A 16,962-nucleotide genomic window follows, 5' to 3' on the forward strand; every position below is an offset into this window, starting at 1 on the left:
GGAGACACCATGCGTCGCACCATGATGAAATCGAAGTTGCATCGAGCCCGTGTGACCGATGCCAATCTGAACTACGAAGGAAGCCTGACCATCGATGCTCAGCTCATGGAACTGGCTGACATTTTGCCTTACGAACAAGTAAGGGTCTACAACGTGAGCACGGGGGCGCGCTTTGAGACCTACGCCATTGAAGGGCCTCGAGGCGGCGGGGATATTTGCCTCAACGGAGCAGCGGCCCGTATGGGTGCTGCAGGAGATCTTATCATCATCGTCACTTATGCCGACTATGAAGAGGAAGAAGCCAGAAGGCACGCTCCCCGAGTGATCCTTTTGGATGATCGAAACAAACCCAAAAAGCCGGAGCTGGTGCAGAGTTGGCGTTCCTGAAGGGATTGAAACACCGTCTACGAGGCTATTTCATAACGGGACTGCTCGCCGTGGTCCCGCTTACTTTCACCGTTTACGTGATCAGCATTGTCCTTCGAAATTCCGACAAGATTTTTAATTTGCTTCCCGAGGCTTACAATCCAAGGCGTTTGATCCCCTTTCCTATTCCGGGATTGGGAATCCTTGTCGTGGTGCTTGTTATTTTTATCATCGGGTTGCTGGTAAAAAACTATGTGGGAAGCCGCATCATGGATTTTGGGGAAAGAATCGTTTATCAAATTCCACTGGTGCGCCCCATCTATTCGGCCGTCAAACAACTTCTGGTGGCCATTTTCACCCAAACCGGCGAAGGGTTTGAAAGGGTTGTGCTTATTCAATATCCACGCCGGGGCATTTATGCCATCGGATTCGTTACCGGCGTTGCCCGCGGTGAAGTGCAGGAAATGACGGATCAAAGGGTTCTTAACGTCTTTTTGCCGACAACACCCAATCCCACGTCCGGCTTTTACCTCTTGGTGCCGGAAACAGACGTTATTCCACTCAGAATTTCCGTGGAAGACGCCTTTAAATTGATCATTTCGGGGGGACTTGTCAGCTCCCAGGAAGGGCTCTTGTGGAACGGTGTCCAGCGTAACTCGACCCCACCAGGCGAGACGCAGGCATTGAATGCCATTAACAAAGGAAAGGGAGAAGAATCATGTCCATGAGTCGATTTCTTTTCACGTCGGAGTCGGTCACCGAAGGTCATCCCGACAAGGTTGCCGATCGGATTTCCGACTCCATTCTCGACGCTATTATCGCCGAAGACAAGAGCGCTCGAGTGGCCTGCGAGACCTTGGTGACCACAGGTTTGGCCTTTATCGCGGGTGAAATCACCACCTCCGCATGGGTGGATATGCCTCAGATCGTGAGGGAATGCATTCGCGATATCGGCTATAACGACTCGTCCATGGGTTTTGATTGGGAAACCTGTGCGGTCATCTCTTCCATAGACAAACAATCTCCGGACATTGCCATGGGGGTCAATGAGGGTGAAGGCCTCTTTGACGAGCAAGGCGCCGGAGACCAGGGGCTTATGTTCGGATTTGCCTGCACCGAAACCCCGGTGCTCATGCCTATGCCTATCTACTACGCGCATCGAATCACTCGAAAACTCGCTGAAGTGCGCAAGAACGGACTTCTGGAATGGCTGCGCCCGGACGGCAAAAGCCAGGTGACCATTGAATACATCGACCGGAAACCTGTTCGCGTAGACACGGTGGTCGTGGCGGCCCAGCACGCCCCGGACGTCACCTACAAAACCATTCAGGAAGGGATCATCGAGGAAGTCATCAAGAAGGTCTTTCCTCCCGATCTTCTCGATGACAAGACGCGATATTTCATCAACAGCACCGGCCGTTTCGTCATTGGAGGCCCCATGGGTGACTGCGGGATGACGGGACGCAAGATCATCGTCGATACCTACGGCGGCCAAGGAAGCCACGGCGGCGGCTGTTTTTCGGGAAAAGACCCCACCAAGGTGGACCGAAGCGCTTCCTACATGGCCAGATATGTGGCGAAAAACATTGTGGCCGCCGGATTGTGCGAACGCGTGGAAGTCCAGGTGGCTTACAGCATCGGTGTCGCCGAACCCGTGTCCTTCATGGTCAACTCTCAAGGGACATCCAAGATTCCGGACGATGAGATCGCCAAGATAGTGCGGGAGGTTTTCAGTTTTAAACCGGCCAACATCATTCGCCATTTAAAGCTCCTGCGGCCCATATACAAAAAGACCTCCTGTTACGGTCATTTTGGACGAAACGATCCCGATTTTACCTGGGAAAAGACCGACATGGTGGATGTGCTTCTGGAAAGGGCGGGGCGTTTCGGTGCTTCGTAAACACAAAAAGAGCTGACCTGCAAGCTCAAGCTCGTGGTCCTCTAAGAGGAGATGGCATGGACTGTCATGTGAAAGATCAAGCTCTTGCAGAAAAGGGGCGTCTGAGGATCGAGTGGGCGGCTCGATCCATGCCCGTTCTTCGCTCCATTCGAGAACGCTTCGCCAAAGAAAAACCGTTACAAGGTCTGCGCCTTTCGGCGTGCTTGCATGTGACTACGGAAACCGCGGCTCTGGCCCAAACCCTGAAAGCCGGAGGGGCTGAGGTGCGTTTATGCGCGTCCAACCCCTTGAGCACTCAGGACGACGTGGCGGCTTCCCTGGCAGTCCACGACGGCATTTCGGTCTTTGCCATCAAAGGCGAAGATACGGAGACCTATTACCGGCATATTCATCAGGCCTTGGCCCATGGACCTCAAATCACCATGGATGATGGAGCGGACCTGGTGAGTACCTTGCATGCGGACCAAAAGGATCTTCTTCAGGGTATTCTCGGCGGAACCGAAGAAACCACAACGGGTGTTATTCGACTACGCAGCATGGCGGATCAAGGAGTGCTGCGCTATCCCATCATTGCCGTCAATGACGCCAAAACCAAACACCTCTTTGATAACCGTTACGGCACAGGCCAAAGCACCATCGACGGCATCATTCGGGCCACAAATAGACTGTTGGCCGGTTCCACTTTTGTGGTCAGCGGCTACGGGTGGTGCGGTCGTGGTGTGGCTATGCGGGCGGCCGGCATGGGAGCCAAGGTGGTGATTACGGAAGTGGATCCCCTGCGAGCTTTGGAAGCCGTCATGGACGGCTACCAGGTGATGCCTATGGCGGAAGCCGCCCGCATCGGGGATTTCTTCTGCACCCTTACCGGAGACATTCACGTCATTCGTCGAGAACATTTTGAAATCATGAAGGACGGCGCCATTGTCGCCAATTCCGGCCATTTCAACGTGGAACTGGACCTGGACGCTCTGGCGGCCATGGCTGTGACAAAGCGCTCGGTGCGAGACTTCGTGGAAGAATACAGGCTTGCCGACGGCCGATGTATCTATGTTCTGGGGGAGGGGCGCCTGGTCAATTTAGCGGCCGCTGAAGGCCATCCCTCCAGTGTCATGGACATGAGTTTCGCCAACCAGGCCTTGTGCGTGGAGTATCTGATCAAGCACGCCAAAACTCTGGAAAACAAGGTCTATGGTGTGCCCGAAGCCATAGACAAGGAAATCGCGCGACTTAAGCTGGAAAGCATGGGAGTGGCTATCGACCGTTTAACCGAGGAACAAGAAAAATACCTTCATTCCTGGGAAATGGGGACATAACGGATAGGCCATGCCCCCAAGATCGAGAAAGGCTCTCGAAAGGGTGAATCGACAAACCTTGTCGAGAAACCAGTGTGGATGGGTGTTATGGCTGCTGGTGACCGTTTTGGTTCTGGGGGGATGCGGCCTATTGAAACTTCGGCCAAAACCCCCGGACCGCTTTGAAAAGGTCTCACCGCGCAAGATACCGGAAGTGACCGACGACCTACAGACAGAGGGATTGGAAGCGGCCCTGGAACAGTCGCTGGTGTACCTGGACCGTGTGCGGGATTATCGCGTCCTTGAAATAAACGGACGCCCGGTCAGTAAGGAATGGGTTCGGGAAACCCTGCTCCTTTTTCGGGAAAGGCTTCGAGAGGGAAGGCTCAACCGGCGCACTTTGGCTCAGGACTTTGACTGGTATAAGGCGAAGGTCACATCCAAAGACGCTCAGGGCATGCTGATTACCGGCTATTATGAACCCATCCTTTCGGCGCGCCGGCATCCGGATGAAAAGTACCGGTATCCCATTTACGAACCGCCCTCGGATTTGATTCGAGTGGCCCTGGAGCGGTTTTCCGGGGTGAAGCTGGATCCCGGCGGCGTGCGGACCCTTGTGGGGCGTGTGGAGGGTCGCCTGCTTGTGCCCTATTACTCCAGAAAGGAAATCGACGGGGACGGAGTCCTTCAGGGAAAGGCGACGGCTTTGGCTTGGTTGGACAATCCCTTTGATGTCTTCAGTTTGCACATTCAGGGTTCCGGCGTTCTTCAGTTTGAAGACGGCGTGTTGCAACGCGTGGGTTATGCGGCTTCCAACGGTCATCCTTACGTGAGCGTGGGCAAGGTGCTCATTGAAGAGGGAGTGATTCCCAAAGAAGAGATGTCTTTGCAGAGTCTTCGTCAGTATTTTGCGACCCATCCGGAAAGGACCGCGGAGCTCTTAGGGCGAAACCCCAGTTACATCTTCTTTCGATGGGTGGATGTGGGGCCCGTGGGAAGCCTCAATGTGCCGCTGACGGTGGGACGATCCGTCGCCTTAGACAGTGAGATTTACCCCAAGGCCCTTTTGGGTTTTCTTCAAGGGACTCTGCCGGCCCCGCAGGACAACAACTCCACAGCCACGACGCCTTTCACTCGATGGGTGCTGCACCAAGACAGTGGAGGCGCCATTCGAGGCCCTCATCGGCTGGATCTTTTTTGCGGCACTGGCCTTGAAGCTGAACGGGTTGCCGGTCGCCTTAAATCCCCCGGTACTTTTTACATCATCCTGAAAAAAGAGGCGCCGCTTTCCAATTAGGCCGATGGACTTGAGTGATCCGCAAGTTTATGAAACAGCAGAAGCATTTCGTCAAAGCATCGACAAATGGTTCGTGCGGCTTCCATGGTTTCAGGATCGGGCGATGTTTTTTCAAGGTGTTCAAACAGGACCTGCTGAGCCGCTCGAAACCGGTCGGTCGCCCTTTCTGAAAAAGCTAAAAGGTGACGAAAAAGCAGGTCAGGGGAAAGTTCGTGTGCCAGCTCATCCAACTGGCGACGTTTCGAGTCGTAATCTTTGGCGAGGGAAACCAGTTCATTCAGGGCCGATGAGGAAAACTCTGTCATGGCAGACCTCCAAGCAGCCGCTCACCCCTAAAGACGCCGTGGCGCGTGACAAGGGTCTCGGTCGTGATTAATAATATTTAAAATCCATGATGCAGACACTGGGGGTTTTCCGAGAGCGGGAGTGCCTTGCAAATTTAGAGTTTTTTGATATGAGAATAAGGTCATCACGTCGACATCAAGGAGCTATGGACTGAACGATGCGGAAAATTCATACTTTTCGATATCTTGATCAAGGCTATCGCGGTTATCAGGACTTCCATCAGGGTGCTGAAAGTCCCATGGCGGCTAAGCTTCTCAAAATTTACGTGGCCGAGCAGGTTCGGTTTCCCGTAAGTGACGTTTCGCCTCAGGTCATGCGAAGGATACAGGATCGGCTCGTTTTTACCAATCCTGAATATGAGCAGAGGCATCTCAGAGGGGAATGGATCGGAGGGATTCCGCCCCAGATTCATTGTCTAAAAAAATTGGGTTCCAGCTACGTGGTGCCTCGAGGCTTTTTGGATCAGCTGTTGGATCTGTGCCGCAAGTTTCAGCAGCCATACAAGATTTTTGACAATCGACGATTGTTGGCATCGGTGCCCATGGAATTTCACGGGCAGTTGAAAGAGTATCAGCTTCAGGCGGCGGAAGAGATTTTGGAACGCGATGCGGCCACCCTTCTCGGCGGCTATAAGAGCGGCAAGACGGTCATTGCCCTCTATGTGATAGCTCAGCGCAAGCAGCCCACCCTGGTGCTCATTCCTCGTATGGATCTTCTGGAAGGATGGCTCACCAAGATTGTCAATTTCCTACAGATTCCTTTGGAGGAAATCGGCATTTTTGTTCAGGGTCTGCACAAGATGGGGGAACGCATCACGGTGGCCCATACGGCTGAAATGATGAAGGTTTGGAGGAAGGTCAAGGAAAACGTGGGTTTTGTGGTTTTAGACGAATGTCAAAGAAGTCCGGCCAAGGTGCTTACTCAGTTGATTCCCAACTTCGATAGTCGTTACCTGCTGGGATTGTGCAACGCCACACAGCGTTATGATTTGCTGTCGCGTTTTGTCTTTCTTTACATGGGTGATGTGGTTTACTCGATCAATGAGCAGGATGCACGGGAAGGTCGTGGTATTCTTCGAGCCCAGGTGGTGGCTCGCCCCACCGGTTTTGACTATCCGTACCAGAGTCGAGACGACTACGTGCCCATGTTGCAGGCCTTGATGAGTGATGAAGAACGTACACGTATCATTGTCAACGATATTGAAGCGGAGCTTGAGGTGGCTGAAGGTCCTCTTGTGGTGGTTTCCGGAGGAGAAGAGCAGACCGAGACGCTTCGAGCTCAGTTGAACCAACGGGGTATTGAAGTGCATATTCCAGAATGCCGGTGGGAAGAGCGCAGGGATCATGAGGAAGAGGAACTGGATACAGATGAAGATCAGGCCCGTGGGTGGTTAGAAAATTTTCCTCAGGGTCCGGCCGTCGTGATCATGAAAGCCGATGATCTTTTACGCTGCTATCGGCATGTGATCATGGAGGTGCTTTTCTTGGCTGTGCCTCTGTTTTTCAAAAAGAACGTGACACAGGCTCTTCGGGCCCTGTTGATGTCTTGCGGTGGTCATGGAGGCAACGGTTCCGGGGCTTCTTCCAATGGGCGGCGTGTCAAGATCTATGACTACGTGGATCAGAAAATCGGCCTTTTTGAAAACTATTTCCGCATGCGCAGCTACAATTACGGAGTCCACCCCGACATTCTTCTCAATAACAATTAATTGCCATTCCGTCCTTTAAAGCCTTGACCAAAGGATTCAGGCACAGAAGCCACCACAGGCGGCGGGGCCTCTAGGAAACCCTGAGTCAAGGCGTCTGAGGAGTTGCCTTGAGAACGGATTTTTTCCTGGGAGCGCGGGCCTAGGGCCCGCTGTTTGTGCTGGCGGGACGGGTGCGCTTCCAGGGAACGGCCCAATTTCGAGTTTGCGAGGGTGAGACGGCGCCTCGCCCTACCGTAAAAGGGCATCAGAGACCTTGGTATTGGGGATTCTTGAACACCCTTTAGATAAATGGCCATGAATCCAAAATAGATGGATTGAGGCGGGTTCCACAAACCTTGATGGGCTAGACACGAGGGTTTGCCCTGTGCCGATCGCCGAACAGAGAACGCACGGAGCAGCCAACTTTTATGGTTAGTGACCGAATGCAGCCTTATTCTTTTGTGGCTTTGGCATCTTTTCTAAGGCACGATTCCCGTGTGTTGACTCTGGGGGTTCGCCCCACCTTGGGGGATTACACTCCTGAAGAGCGGCGAAAGCTTCGAGAGGCCCATTGTGTGTTGTTTCCCACGATGCGTTTCGCCGAGGTCTTGGAAGCCGGCGGATGCCGATGTTTTCCTTCAGGGCCCACTTATCGGTATCAAAGGTGGAGGCCGTTACAGTGGACCCTCGCGTCTTTTTTAGGGCTTCCCATGGTTCGAGCCCGCTTGTGTTATGGAAAAAAAGGAAAGCGAGACGTTCTTTCAAACTTTAAACTTCCTTTTCGAGCCTTGGGCCCTCGGGCAGGACAAGACCCTATCGTTTTGGTGAAATCTCATGACGCATGGGAGGCCCTAGCGTCGTTATGGGATCCCGTCCTAGTTTTGGAGCATGCCCCGTACCGCTGGCAAGACGAGGTGTGGGTGGTTTGTGGCATGGTGGTAGCTCACAGAATCGGGCACTGGAACGGTGTGGACGAGCCCTTGTGGGGTCCATGGGTGTGGGTGTACCAGAAGAACCCTCAGGAGGAGATCTTTCATCTTAGCCGGCAGGTGTGCTGTATGGCGCACATCGACGAGGCCGTCTTGTGCTGGGGGCGCACGGAAGAAGGGCGTGGTTGTTTCTTTGAAGGCATGCATAGACCCCCGCCGTTTGTCAGCATGAAAGGTCAAAGACTGGGACGGCATGAGATCGCCTTTGATGCCTTGGTTCAAGGCATGCAGAATGGGGCCGTCACCCCGTGACATGCTGAAGGTTTGCCTGAAGAAAAGGACCTTGACTTCGAATCCTGTGGATGCTCACAAAGGCCGCGCACAAAAGTTGTGCTTGAAACAGTTCCAAATCAGGCTCAAGCCGGTGATGAACTTAGAAAAACGGACGGAGAGGTGAACAGTGATGGTGGATGAATGGGAAAAAGAATATGAAAAATCGGCGCAGTTGGCCCAGCGTCATTTTCGAAAGGATGTTTCGGGATTTCGGGAAAGGAGACGGTTCGAACTGGAAGATCTTTTGCGAACCGAACAGGAAAAGCCCGAGGACATGCGGGACGAGGCAAAGATTCGCTGGATCCTGGAAGAACTTCAAAGCATCGATGGACAGGAGGCCCGGAAGACCTGAACTTTTGTCTTTTACCGCCCAACCCTGGTGATCCTTCGTGAAACCGGGAGCCCCTTTCTGAACCTTGAAGGCATGAGCCACCCTTATACCGAGGTATCATATGATGCGACGACTCCGTGAGCGCTTTTTCCGTATAATGAGTCTTTCTACCTTGTTCTGTGTGATGGGTTTCCACGGGTGGGTTTCCGGCCTTGAAGCGGCGCCGTCTTCTGTGCCGCAGTCTTTTCTGGACCAGGTCCTGCCTTCTCAGGGCAAAGATGTTTTTGTCACCCTACGCAATGGACTGACGGTGCTCATTCGTCCTCGTGACGATACCGATGTGGTCGCCGCCAAGGTTTTTGTTCGAGCTGGATCACTCTATGAAGGGGAGAAAATGGGCGCCGGTTTATCCCATTATCTGGAACATGTGGTGGCTGGCGGAACCACCAAGTCTTTCACGGAAGAAGAAGCACGACGGCGGCTTGAAAAGTTGGGAGGGGCTTCCAATGCTTATACGAGTCATGATCGAACCGTTTATTACATCACCACTTCGGCGGATCACTGGCGTGATGCTCTAGATTTGCTGTTGTCGTACGTGACCGAGTGCACTCTGGATGCTTCTCAGGTGGCGCGGGAAAAAGCCGTCATTCAACAGGAATTCAAAATGGGCGAAAACGATCCTTCAAGGCAGCTCTGGAAGCTCTTCATGAAAACGGCCTATTCCATCCATCCGATACGGCATCCGGTCATCGGTTATGAGGATCTTTTTGTTCAAATCACTCGAGACGATCTGGTGTCCTACTACACCCTTCGGTATCAACCTCAGAACATGGTCTTGGCTCTGGTCGGGCATGTGGATCCCCAGGCGGTCATCGATTTTGTTGGTGAGAAAACGGCTCAAGTCACAAGAACACGTTGGAACACCGATGTTTTGCCAAAGGAACCCTCGCCCATGGGACGCCGCTGGGCGGAAAAACCTCTACCCTTGGCCCGTATGGTTCAAGCCATGGTAGGATTTCAGTCTGTGTCTCTGAGTCATGAGGACGTCTATGCTCTGGACGTCTTGGCCATTGTGATGGGCGAAGGACGCACAAGCCGCCTGTATCAGAGGCTTAAAGAACGGGATCAGGCCGTGCTTCAGGTTCAAGCCTTTCATTGGACACCCTCCTTTGTTCCGGGTCAGTTTGTGGTTTCCATGACTCTTTCACCGGAGCATTGGCCTCGTGTCTTGAGCAGCCTGAAGCATGAAATCCAAAAGATTCAGGACAAAGAACTCGCCGACTCCGAAGTGGAAAAGGCGAAAAAGAAGGTGATCGCCGCGCATGTGTTCGGCAAGGAAACCGCCAAGGAGATGGCCGCATCCTTGGGCTCGTCCTATCTGGACACGGGCGATCCTTACTTTGAGGACCGGTATGTGGAAAGAATTCGGCGGGTGACTAAGGAAGATGTGCGTCGAGCGGCGAAGCGCTATCTCGTGGAATCAGGAATGACCGTTGCCGCCGTTTTGCCCCTGAAGGCGACCGACGAGGCGGCGTTGGAAGCAACGGCATCAAAGGCTGTCGGCTCGAAAGCTGATGGTGGCAAAGTTCGGCGCAAGAGATTGGACAACGGCCTTCAGGTGCTTCTCCAAGAAGATCATAGATTTCCTTTTGTGACCTTGCAGCTTTACGGCATCGGCGGTGTCCTTTTGGAAGGGCCGGACGAAGAAGGCCACGCCGCCATGACGGCCTCCTTGCTCACGGCTGGAACAAAGAAGCGAAGCAAACTGGAGATTTCTCAAGCTCTGGAGTCGGTAGGAGGCAGTATCTCCAGTGGATCTCAACACAACACCTATGCGGTGACCGCCAAAGTCCTTAAAGAAGATCTTCCCTTGGCTCTGGACGTGCTGGCCGATGTGGTGATTCATCCCACCTTTCCAGCTCAGGAAGTGGAAAAGAAGAAGCAGGAAACCTTGTTGGCCATTAAGAAACAGGATGAGAATTGGCAAACGGAACTGGTGCGGTTCTTCAGGAAGCATTACTTTCACACTCACCCGTATCGGCATGACGTTCTCGGTACTGAAACCTCTATTCGAGGGATCACGAGGGAGGCTGTGCAGCGTTTTTACACCAAGATGGTGGTACCGCAGAGGGCCGTTTTGGCGATCTATGGGGATTTTGACGCGGATAAGCTGATGCCGTTGTTACGAAAGTCTTTTGAATCCTGGCGTCCCTCTGGTGCTTCCTCAATGCCTTCCGTGGTTTCGGATACCCTGGTGTTTCAGGGCATTCATGTGGTGGAAAAAAACACCGACAAAACGTCCCTAGGGCTTTTCGTGGGGACTCCGGGTCTGGATTTTAAGGATCCGCGTGTCCCCGTGCTGGATGTTTTGGACGCTGTGCTGTCCGGAGTGGGGTATCCCGGAGGGCGCTTGCACAGCGCTCTACGCGGCGGAGAAAACGATCTGGTGTATGTGGTGCATGCTTTTCCTTTCAGCGGATACCGTGCGGGATACTTCGGCGTGATCACTCAGACCACGCTGAAAAATGCATCTCAGGTGGAATCCATCATTCATGAGCACTTGGACCGGATAAGTCGGGAACCCATCGGTGACGAAGAACTGGAGCGAGCCAAGGATATGGTCGTCACCATGCATCTGCTCGGGTTGGAAAGTTTGGAATCCCGAGCACGAAGCGCCGCCGTGAACGAACTTCTCGGCCTAGGCTATGATTATCCTTTGAGGTATCCCGAACTGGTTCGTGCTGTGACAGCCCATGATGTTCAAGCCCTTGCCCAAGAAATACTGAAAGACAGGCTTGTCGTGCGTGCGGTTCCCGAAAATCCTGTGGAAGTTTTGCCGGAACAGATGCCTTCCACAAACCACGTGCGCTAAAAATCCGCCAAGGTATAAGCGCTTTCCAGGTTCCTCTGGATTCGTACGGTGAACACCAAAGGTGCGGCCGCTCCTGCATTTTCCGCCATAAGGAAGCCTCGTGGCGGCGGCCCTACCTTTACTCCGTGACACACGGGACACATGGTTTGTGGGGGCGGAGCGCGTGTCCGTCCAGCAGCAACCCATTTGTGTGGTCATGCCTGAATGTCCGTCTACGCCTTGGAACTCGTAGGGGCGGACCGACGTGTTCGTCCCTCGAAAAGGCTGTCCGAGAACGTGCCATAACATGAAGTAGGGGCGAGACGGCGCCTCGCCCCTACAAGCCTGAAACTGTGTTTTTTTGAAAGCATGGCCTCCGGCCCGCTTATTGTGCGAGCGGGACGCCAGTACCAGCGCTTTCGAGGATAAGGTCCTTCTCGAACAAGCCACGTGCTTTCCTGTCTGAATAGTTCCACCATCCGAGATTCCCTGAATTTTTTGCGACGTCTCATGACGATGCTGCAGGATACACTCGTCATGGCGAAGGGGAAAACGTGGCGGAAAGCCCAGCTCGTAGTCGATGCACATTCTCCCGTGCAAAATCCAAGGATGGATCCAATTCCAGAGCCATCTCATAGAGTCGCAAAGCTTCCTGAAAGTGGCCTAGCTCCCTCAAGTTGGATCCGATATTGGCATAGTCGATGGCGGATCCGGGATCGATTTCAATGGCCTTTTCAAAGGCTTCGATGGCTTCATGGTGTTTCTTGAGCCGGTAAAAGCAAAAACCCCTGAGATTGTAGATTTCCTTAAGGCTCGGGTTCCATTTCTCCGCTTCCTTTAAAGCTTCCAGGGCCGCCTCGTAGCGTTCCAGACTCTTGTGACAGGAAGCGATGTGGACATAGATGCTGGCGATTTCCTGCGGGTCTGGCTTTTGGGAGAGCGAACGTTCAAAAAGAGCCAGGGCATCTTCAAAGTGTTCCAGACGTTCCAGGGCGTGAGCGGTGAAAAAGGTAAGATCGAAACGTGGCCCGAAAAGATCCGTTAGACGTTTAAGTTGCTTGAGCGCTTCATCGGCATCCAAGCTTCGAAGGACTGTTCGAGCCATGTGTTGAGGGAAATCCGTGTGACGAGTGTGATCCAAAAAATGTGCTCCGGGAACAATGACGTAAACACTTGGAACCTGCAAAGCTTCATGGGTCACATTGACCACCAAGACAGGCCAGTCCAAACGGGCAAGACTTTCGACAGCCCGTTGAATTTCCACGTGAAGGTTGTCATGGCTTAGATCCGGCAAAGCCTGAAGGGGGACGGTGCCCTTGGATTCCATGAGATATCGTGCTTCTTGAAGGGTCTCGTATTTGGGCAGCGTGGGCCTGTAGGTGGTGCGATTTTCAAAATCACCGGCCAGCTGTGCCACTTCGGTCAGGGCCCGACACAAGGATTTGGCGGGATGCGACGTGGTGCCGGCCGTGAAGACGATTTCACTGCGTTGTGGAAAGGTTTCGGGATCATAGGCCAGCACGCCCACCGTGGGAATGCCCGTGTCCAAGGAAAAGTCGCGAACGAACAGACGAATCCCGCACCGTTCAAACTTTTCCAGCAGCTCGGTGGCCGCCTCATCGTGCACGCTTTTAAGATCAATGGCCGGAGTGATAAGACGGTCATGGGAAATCACGGAACCCACGTGTCGCTCCACCACTTCGCATAAACCCTGCAACACGGCTTCTTCCAGCGTGTTTCCCGCCGCAGGTCCATTGTATTCGTTGATGAGATAAAACCAGTCGATGGGAATCCATTGATCCTGATCATCCGTAAGGTTTCGTCCCGGCACCCATCGCAGAGGGCATGTATCCAGAAAGATTTTGGCACGATCCAAAGGGGTTTTCGTGTCGTGGACGGACTTGAGAAGCACTTCGAGTGATGTGGCCGGGCCGTGCAATTCTTTCAGGCAGGCCGTGAGGAACTCTTGCCCGTGAATGAAGGAAAAAAAACTGAATCTTTCTATGAGTTCCATGAGGGCGCTGGCTTCAGCCTGGGCTGGAGTGGCACCTTTACCCATCTGCTTCTTGGTCCCTGTCAAAGCGGATGCATCGGGCCCGCACAGACTGATGTAGACGGGGATGTTGAGACGCCCAGTATCGATACGCATTGTTTTGGCAAGAATACGCATGTTGAGGTTTTCCAACCGTCGGCGAACCCATTGCACTGTTTCTTGGGGGGCTCGAGCTTTTTCCTGATCATGGCGAAAGATCTTGAAGCAGTTTTGCAGTTTGATACGGGAATCAAGATGCATGGCAAACTCCATGAGTCTCAAATGTTTTTTTGGAATCGGCCAACCGGCGTTGAAAAACGAGCCTCAGAATATCAAGCGCTGCCTTCACGAGGACATTCTTTGGGGGAAGTACTGTCGTGGGTTTGCAGAGCTTCATGAATCACGTCCAAGAGCTGGCGAGCTTGAAGGCCGGTTTTAAAGGACTGAGGCAACCCTTTGATCGTGCGAAGTTCTTCCATGGTTTTGGGCATGCGTTGCGCCAACCGAATCAGAGCTTCGTTGGGGAGCACACGAAATGGAGCTCGGTCCAACCTTCTGGCGGTGGCATCTCGAAAGGCATACACTTCACGAAGGACGGCTCTGGCTCTACGAGAAAGGCTTCGAGAGCCCTGCAGTCGCTCATAGCCGTTGGAGGGAAAGCGTTCTCGGGGAGGAGCCTGGTCACAGACTTTGGCGAACGCTTCTTGGGCTTGAGCCCATAAATTACGGCGAACCAAAGCGTCATGGAGTTTGTCCCGTAAGGGAATGAGGTAGTGGGTATCCAATCGAGCGTAATGGAGTTGGGAATCCTTCAAGGGGCGTATACCCCAGTCGCAACGTTGCCATTTTTTGTCAAGCTGCACCTGAAAATGAGCTTCAAGAACATGGGAAAGGCCCAAGCGTTTTTCCCCTAAGAGCTTACAAGCTATGGCGGTGTCAAAAACATGGCGAAAGGTGAACTGAAAATCCCTTTTAAGGGCCCCGATATCGTTGGACGCCGCATGAAAAATCTTTTCCACGGCCGGATCGGCAAAAAGATTTGACAAGCAATCCGGGCGGGTGATGCTTAGAATGTCGATGATGTAATCGTCCTGATCCGTGGAAATCTGGATTAAGCACACCCTTTCGTGATAGGCATGATAGCCGTTGGATTCTGTATCCACAGCGATACGAGGGCACGCAAGGAGTTTATGGATCGTTTCATGGAGCTTCGGGTCCGATTCAATGAGAATATAAGGACGCATGCAAAAGGTCCTGGATTTTACCCCTTTGGTGTTGATTGGAAACCCATGGAGAGCGGCCATGAGCCGAAGATTCAAAAAAAACAGCAGTTCGTTAGCGTCGACAAAGGATAAAGCATCGACCGCCAAAGAGCATGGCTTCTATACTCCTTTCTCCTGCCTGAAGCAATATGTGAAACACAAGAAGGGTCGATGGAATGCTCAGGACGACTTTCCTGAGACGCCCCCAAAGGCCGCAGAGCCGATCAAGGAACCGGAAAGTGAAGAGACTCTTTTCCTGAAAGCCGTTTCAGATGTGAAGCCTTGGCCTAAGGAACACCGGGAACGTATTCCTCCTCAAGGGCCGACACACGGTTTTCCGCGTTTTGCCATGCATGAAGACTGGGAGGTGCTGGCCCATCTGGCGGATCTTGTCAGTGGAGAAAGCAAATTTTCCGTGCATTACTCGGACGAGTACATGGACGGAGCGGTGATCGGCTTAAACCCGAGTATTCTTAAAAGGCTTCGTAACGGGGATTTCAGCTACCAAGATCATGTGGACCTGCACGGACTCACTCGCCAAGAAGCTCAGATGACCGTAACCGATTTCATCCTGCGCAGCCACACTCAAGGCGCCCGATGCGTGCTCATCATTTGCGGCCGTGGGCTGAATTCCAAGGATAAAGAACCCGTCTTGAAACGAGAACTGGTGGTGTGGTTGACTCGAGCTCCGCTCAAACGCCTAGTGCTGGCCTTTGCCAGTGCGAGAACATGGGATGGCGGGGCTGGAGCCGTCTACGTGTTGTTGCGACGTCACAAGGGAAAAACACCCGTACGCACCCCGGCTCTTTGAAACCCATGCTTGCAGTTTCTTGGAAAGGGCTCCGCTCACGGATCCCTGTTCCGACAACGTGCTGACGCGCACACCCATGAGGATGAAAAGGGCGCCCACCAGCTGAGCCCAAGCCAAGGTTTCGTTCAGGATTACGCGAGCACATAGCACCGTGACCAGCGGAATGAGGTTGATCATCACGGCCACCTGAGATGCCGGAAGGATACTCAAAGAAAAATTGTAAAGCCAAAAAGCTCCTAGGGTGGCAAACACCCCCAAGAACAGAACACTGATGACCGCAGGAACCATAAGGGGTCCGGTCACAGGCTGGGAGTCGTCGAGAAGAGTCAACAAAGTGAAAAAGGTTGTGGCGAAGGTCGCCTGAATGGTTGTCAAGGTCATGGGCCGATACCGTGCACTCAAGGATCGGCTGACAATAGTGTAGATCGAAGCGCACAGAGCCGCACCCAGGATAAGAAGATTGCCTTGAAGGGGGGCCGGTCCTACCGACGAAGCATCCAAATCTTTATGCACAAGAAAGGCGATTCCTAAAAGGGTCATGGCGATACCGAAACCCGTTTTGGCATGCACGGGTTCTTTTAAGAAAATGGAGGCCAAAAGCATCACAAAAACGGGAATGGAGCCGATAATGAGTGAAGCCACGGAAGCGGTCGTGTAAAGGAGTCCTCGAGTTTCACAAAGATAGTACAAACCAGGTTCCATGAGACCTAAAAGGCAAAAGAGTCCCAGGTCACGCAGACACAGTTTTTCCCTTCGAAAAAACATGAAAGTTGGCACCAGAAACGAGGCCGCCATGGCAAAACGCAGAGCGAGTAACAGGTGAGGTGTAAAGGTGAGCAGAGCCACCTTGGTGGCCACAAAGGAACCTCCCCAAATCACGCATGCCGTTGCTGCCGCTAAATAACCTTTCGTGTTCTGATCCATTGTTTTTCTCGAGGGTACCAAAAAAAGAGAGAACCCGCTCAAGGGCCTCGACGGGTTCTCTCCTCAAAAATAGGCAATCCGCCATCAATCCCAGCTGAGAATCTGGTCGTCGTAAATTTCCTCGATCTTTCTCTTGTGTTTGATTTCTTCCTGCGCCAGCATCTCAAAAACTTTGGCCGTTTTCTCGTGCATGCACTTTTCTTTCCAAGCACTGTAAAAGGCATGCGCCTTTTCTTCTTTTTTCATGGCCAGCGTGAGGGCTTCCTGGTAGGTCATATCCTCTCGAAAAGGCACATCCATGAGATAGTCGCTGATCTTGAGATCTTCGACCTTATCCAGCTTGAAATCTTCCAACCCGGCAGGATCCAGCCCTTTCAGGAGTTCGCGATGCCTTTTTTCTTCTTCGACCATTTCAAGAAAAAATTCTTTGATGCCCGGATTTTTAGCCTTTTCGGCGCACTTTTGATAAAAATCCATGGCCAATTCTTCTTTTTTGATCGCGAAGTTTACCACGTCATCAAAGGATCGACAGGTCAAGACGGACATGATGGCCTCCTCTTTCGGTCGTTGTTGGAAATTTTTCCTTTGAAGCGTCAAGCCGC

15 protein-coding genes are annotated in these 16,962 nt (G+C 52.8%); 10 read left to right on the plus strand and 5 right to left on the minus strand.

The genetic code is table 11. The annotated features are described in order from the left end of the window. The first annotated feature begins 9 nt into the window (after positions 1–9). The 5 genes from panD to WHS46_07585 are packed head-to-tail and all read left to right on the plus strand — an operon-like array spanning position 10 to position 4,855. On the plus strand, positions 10–387 hold the full coding sequence (gene panD, locus WHS46_07565; protein MEJ5348532.1) for an aspartate 1-decarboxylase: 378 nt from the start codon (positions 10–12) through the stop codon (positions 385–387). Next, positions 375–1,094: a DUF502 domain-containing protein gene (locus tag WHS46_07570; protein ID MEJ5348533.1), complete on the plus strand. Its 720-nt coding sequence runs from the start codon at positions 375–377 to the stop codon at positions 1,092–1,094. Before panD ends, WHS46_07570 begins: the two co-directional genes overlap by 13 nt. Then, positions 1,085–2,266, plus strand: a complete 1,182-nt coding sequence (gene metK, locus WHS46_07575) for a methionine adenosyltransferase (GenBank protein ID MEJ5348534.1) — start codon at positions 1,085–1,087, stop codon at positions 2,264–2,266. The genes WHS46_07570 and metK overlap by 10 nt, the downstream gene beginning before the upstream one ends. Before the next feature lie 56 nt (positions 2,267–2,322). After that, entirely contained in the window at positions 2,323–3,579 is a 1,257-nt protein-coding gene (ahcY, locus tag WHS46_07580) for an adenosylhomocysteinase (protein ID MEJ5348535.1), read from the plus strand. Between the two features lie 10 nt (positions 3,580–3,589). Further along, on the plus strand, positions 3,590–4,855 hold the full coding sequence (locus WHS46_07585; protein ID MEJ5348536.1) for an MltA domain-containing protein: 1,266 nt from the start codon (positions 3,590–3,592) through the stop codon (positions 4,853–4,855). Here WHS46_07585 and WHS46_07590 read toward each other — a convergent pair. Next, positions 4,852–5,160, minus strand: a complete 309-nt coding sequence (locus WHS46_07590; GenBank protein MEJ5348537.1) for a hypothetical protein — start codon at positions 5,158–5,160, stop codon at positions 4,852–4,854. The two genes, WHS46_07585 and WHS46_07590, sit on opposite strands and share 4 nt — an antisense overlap. A gap of 197 nt (positions 5,161–5,357) precedes the next feature. Here WHS46_07590 and WHS46_07595 point away from each other — a divergent pair, with 197 nt between their 5' ends. The 4 genes from WHS46_07595 to WHS46_07610 all read left to right on the plus strand — a co-directional run bounded on the left by WHS46_07595 (position 5,358) and on the right by WHS46_07610 (position 11,352). Beyond that, the gene (locus WHS46_07595) at positions 5,358–6,908 is read left to right on the plus strand and encodes a DEAD/DEAH box helicase family protein (protein MEJ5348538.1); all 1,551 of its coding nucleotides are present in this window, start codon (positions 5,358–5,360) and stop codon (positions 6,906–6,908) included. A gap of 407 nt (positions 6,909–7,315) precedes the next feature. After that, the gene (locus tag WHS46_07600; protein ID MEJ5348539.1) at positions 7,316–8,128 is read left to right on the plus strand and encodes a hypothetical protein; all 813 of its coding nucleotides are present in this window, start codon (positions 7,316–7,318) and stop codon (positions 8,126–8,128) included. 151 nt (positions 8,129–8,279) lie between these two features. Further along, positions 8,280–8,501, plus strand: a complete 222-nt coding sequence (locus tag WHS46_07605) for a hypothetical protein (GenBank protein MEJ5348540.1) — start codon at positions 8,280–8,282, stop codon at positions 8,499–8,501. A gap of 160 nt (positions 8,502–8,661) precedes the next feature. Continuing rightward, positions 8,662–11,352 (plus strand): pitrilysin family protein, encoded by a 2,691-nt coding sequence (locus WHS46_07610; protein MEJ5348541.1) that lies wholly within the window; start codon positions 8,662–8,664, stop codon positions 11,350–11,352. Between the two features lie 514 nt (positions 11,353–11,866). Here the strand turns inward: WHS46_07610 and WHS46_07615 are convergent. Further along, positions 11,867–13,624: a YcaO-like family protein gene (locus WHS46_07615; GenBank protein MEJ5348542.1), complete on the minus strand. Its 1,758-nt coding sequence runs from the start codon at positions 13,622–13,624 to the stop codon at positions 11,867–11,869. Between the two features lie 71 nt (positions 13,625–13,695). Beyond that, complete coding sequence (locus WHS46_07620) at positions 13,696–14,607, minus strand: ribonuclease D (protein MEJ5348543.1); 912 nt, start codon at positions 14,605–14,607, stop codon at positions 13,696–13,698. Positions 14,608–14,776: 169 nt separating this feature from the next. On the opposite strand from WHS46_07620, the gene WHS46_07625 reads away from it, so the two are divergent. Continuing rightward, positions 14,777–15,436 carry a Smr/MutS family protein gene (locus tag WHS46_07625; protein ID MEJ5348544.1) on the plus strand — a complete coding sequence of 220 codons (660 nt, stop codon included), beginning with the start codon at positions 14,777–14,779 and terminating at the stop codon, positions 15,434–15,436. Here the strand turns inward: WHS46_07625 and WHS46_07630 are convergent. Both WHS46_07630 and WHS46_07635 read right to left on the minus strand, forming a co-directional pair. Next, positions 15,326–16,360 (minus strand): DMT family transporter, encoded by a 1,035-nt coding sequence (locus tag WHS46_07630; GenBank protein ID MEJ5348545.1) that lies wholly within the window; start codon positions 16,358–16,360, stop codon positions 15,326–15,328. The genes WHS46_07625 and WHS46_07630 overlap by 111 nt on opposite strands. Before the next feature lie 84 nt (positions 16,361–16,444). Continuing rightward, positions 16,445–16,906 carry a ferritin family protein gene (locus tag WHS46_07635; protein MEJ5348546.1) on the minus strand — a complete coding sequence of 154 codons (462 nt, stop codon included), beginning with the start codon at positions 16,904–16,906 and terminating at the stop codon, positions 16,445–16,447. Positions 16,907–16,962: the final 56 nt, after the last annotated feature.

The organism is Desulfosoma sp., assembly GCA_037481875.1.
Taxonomy (GTDB): domain Bacteria; phylum Desulfobacterota; class Syntrophobacteria; order Syntrophobacterales; family DSM-9756; genus Desulfosoma.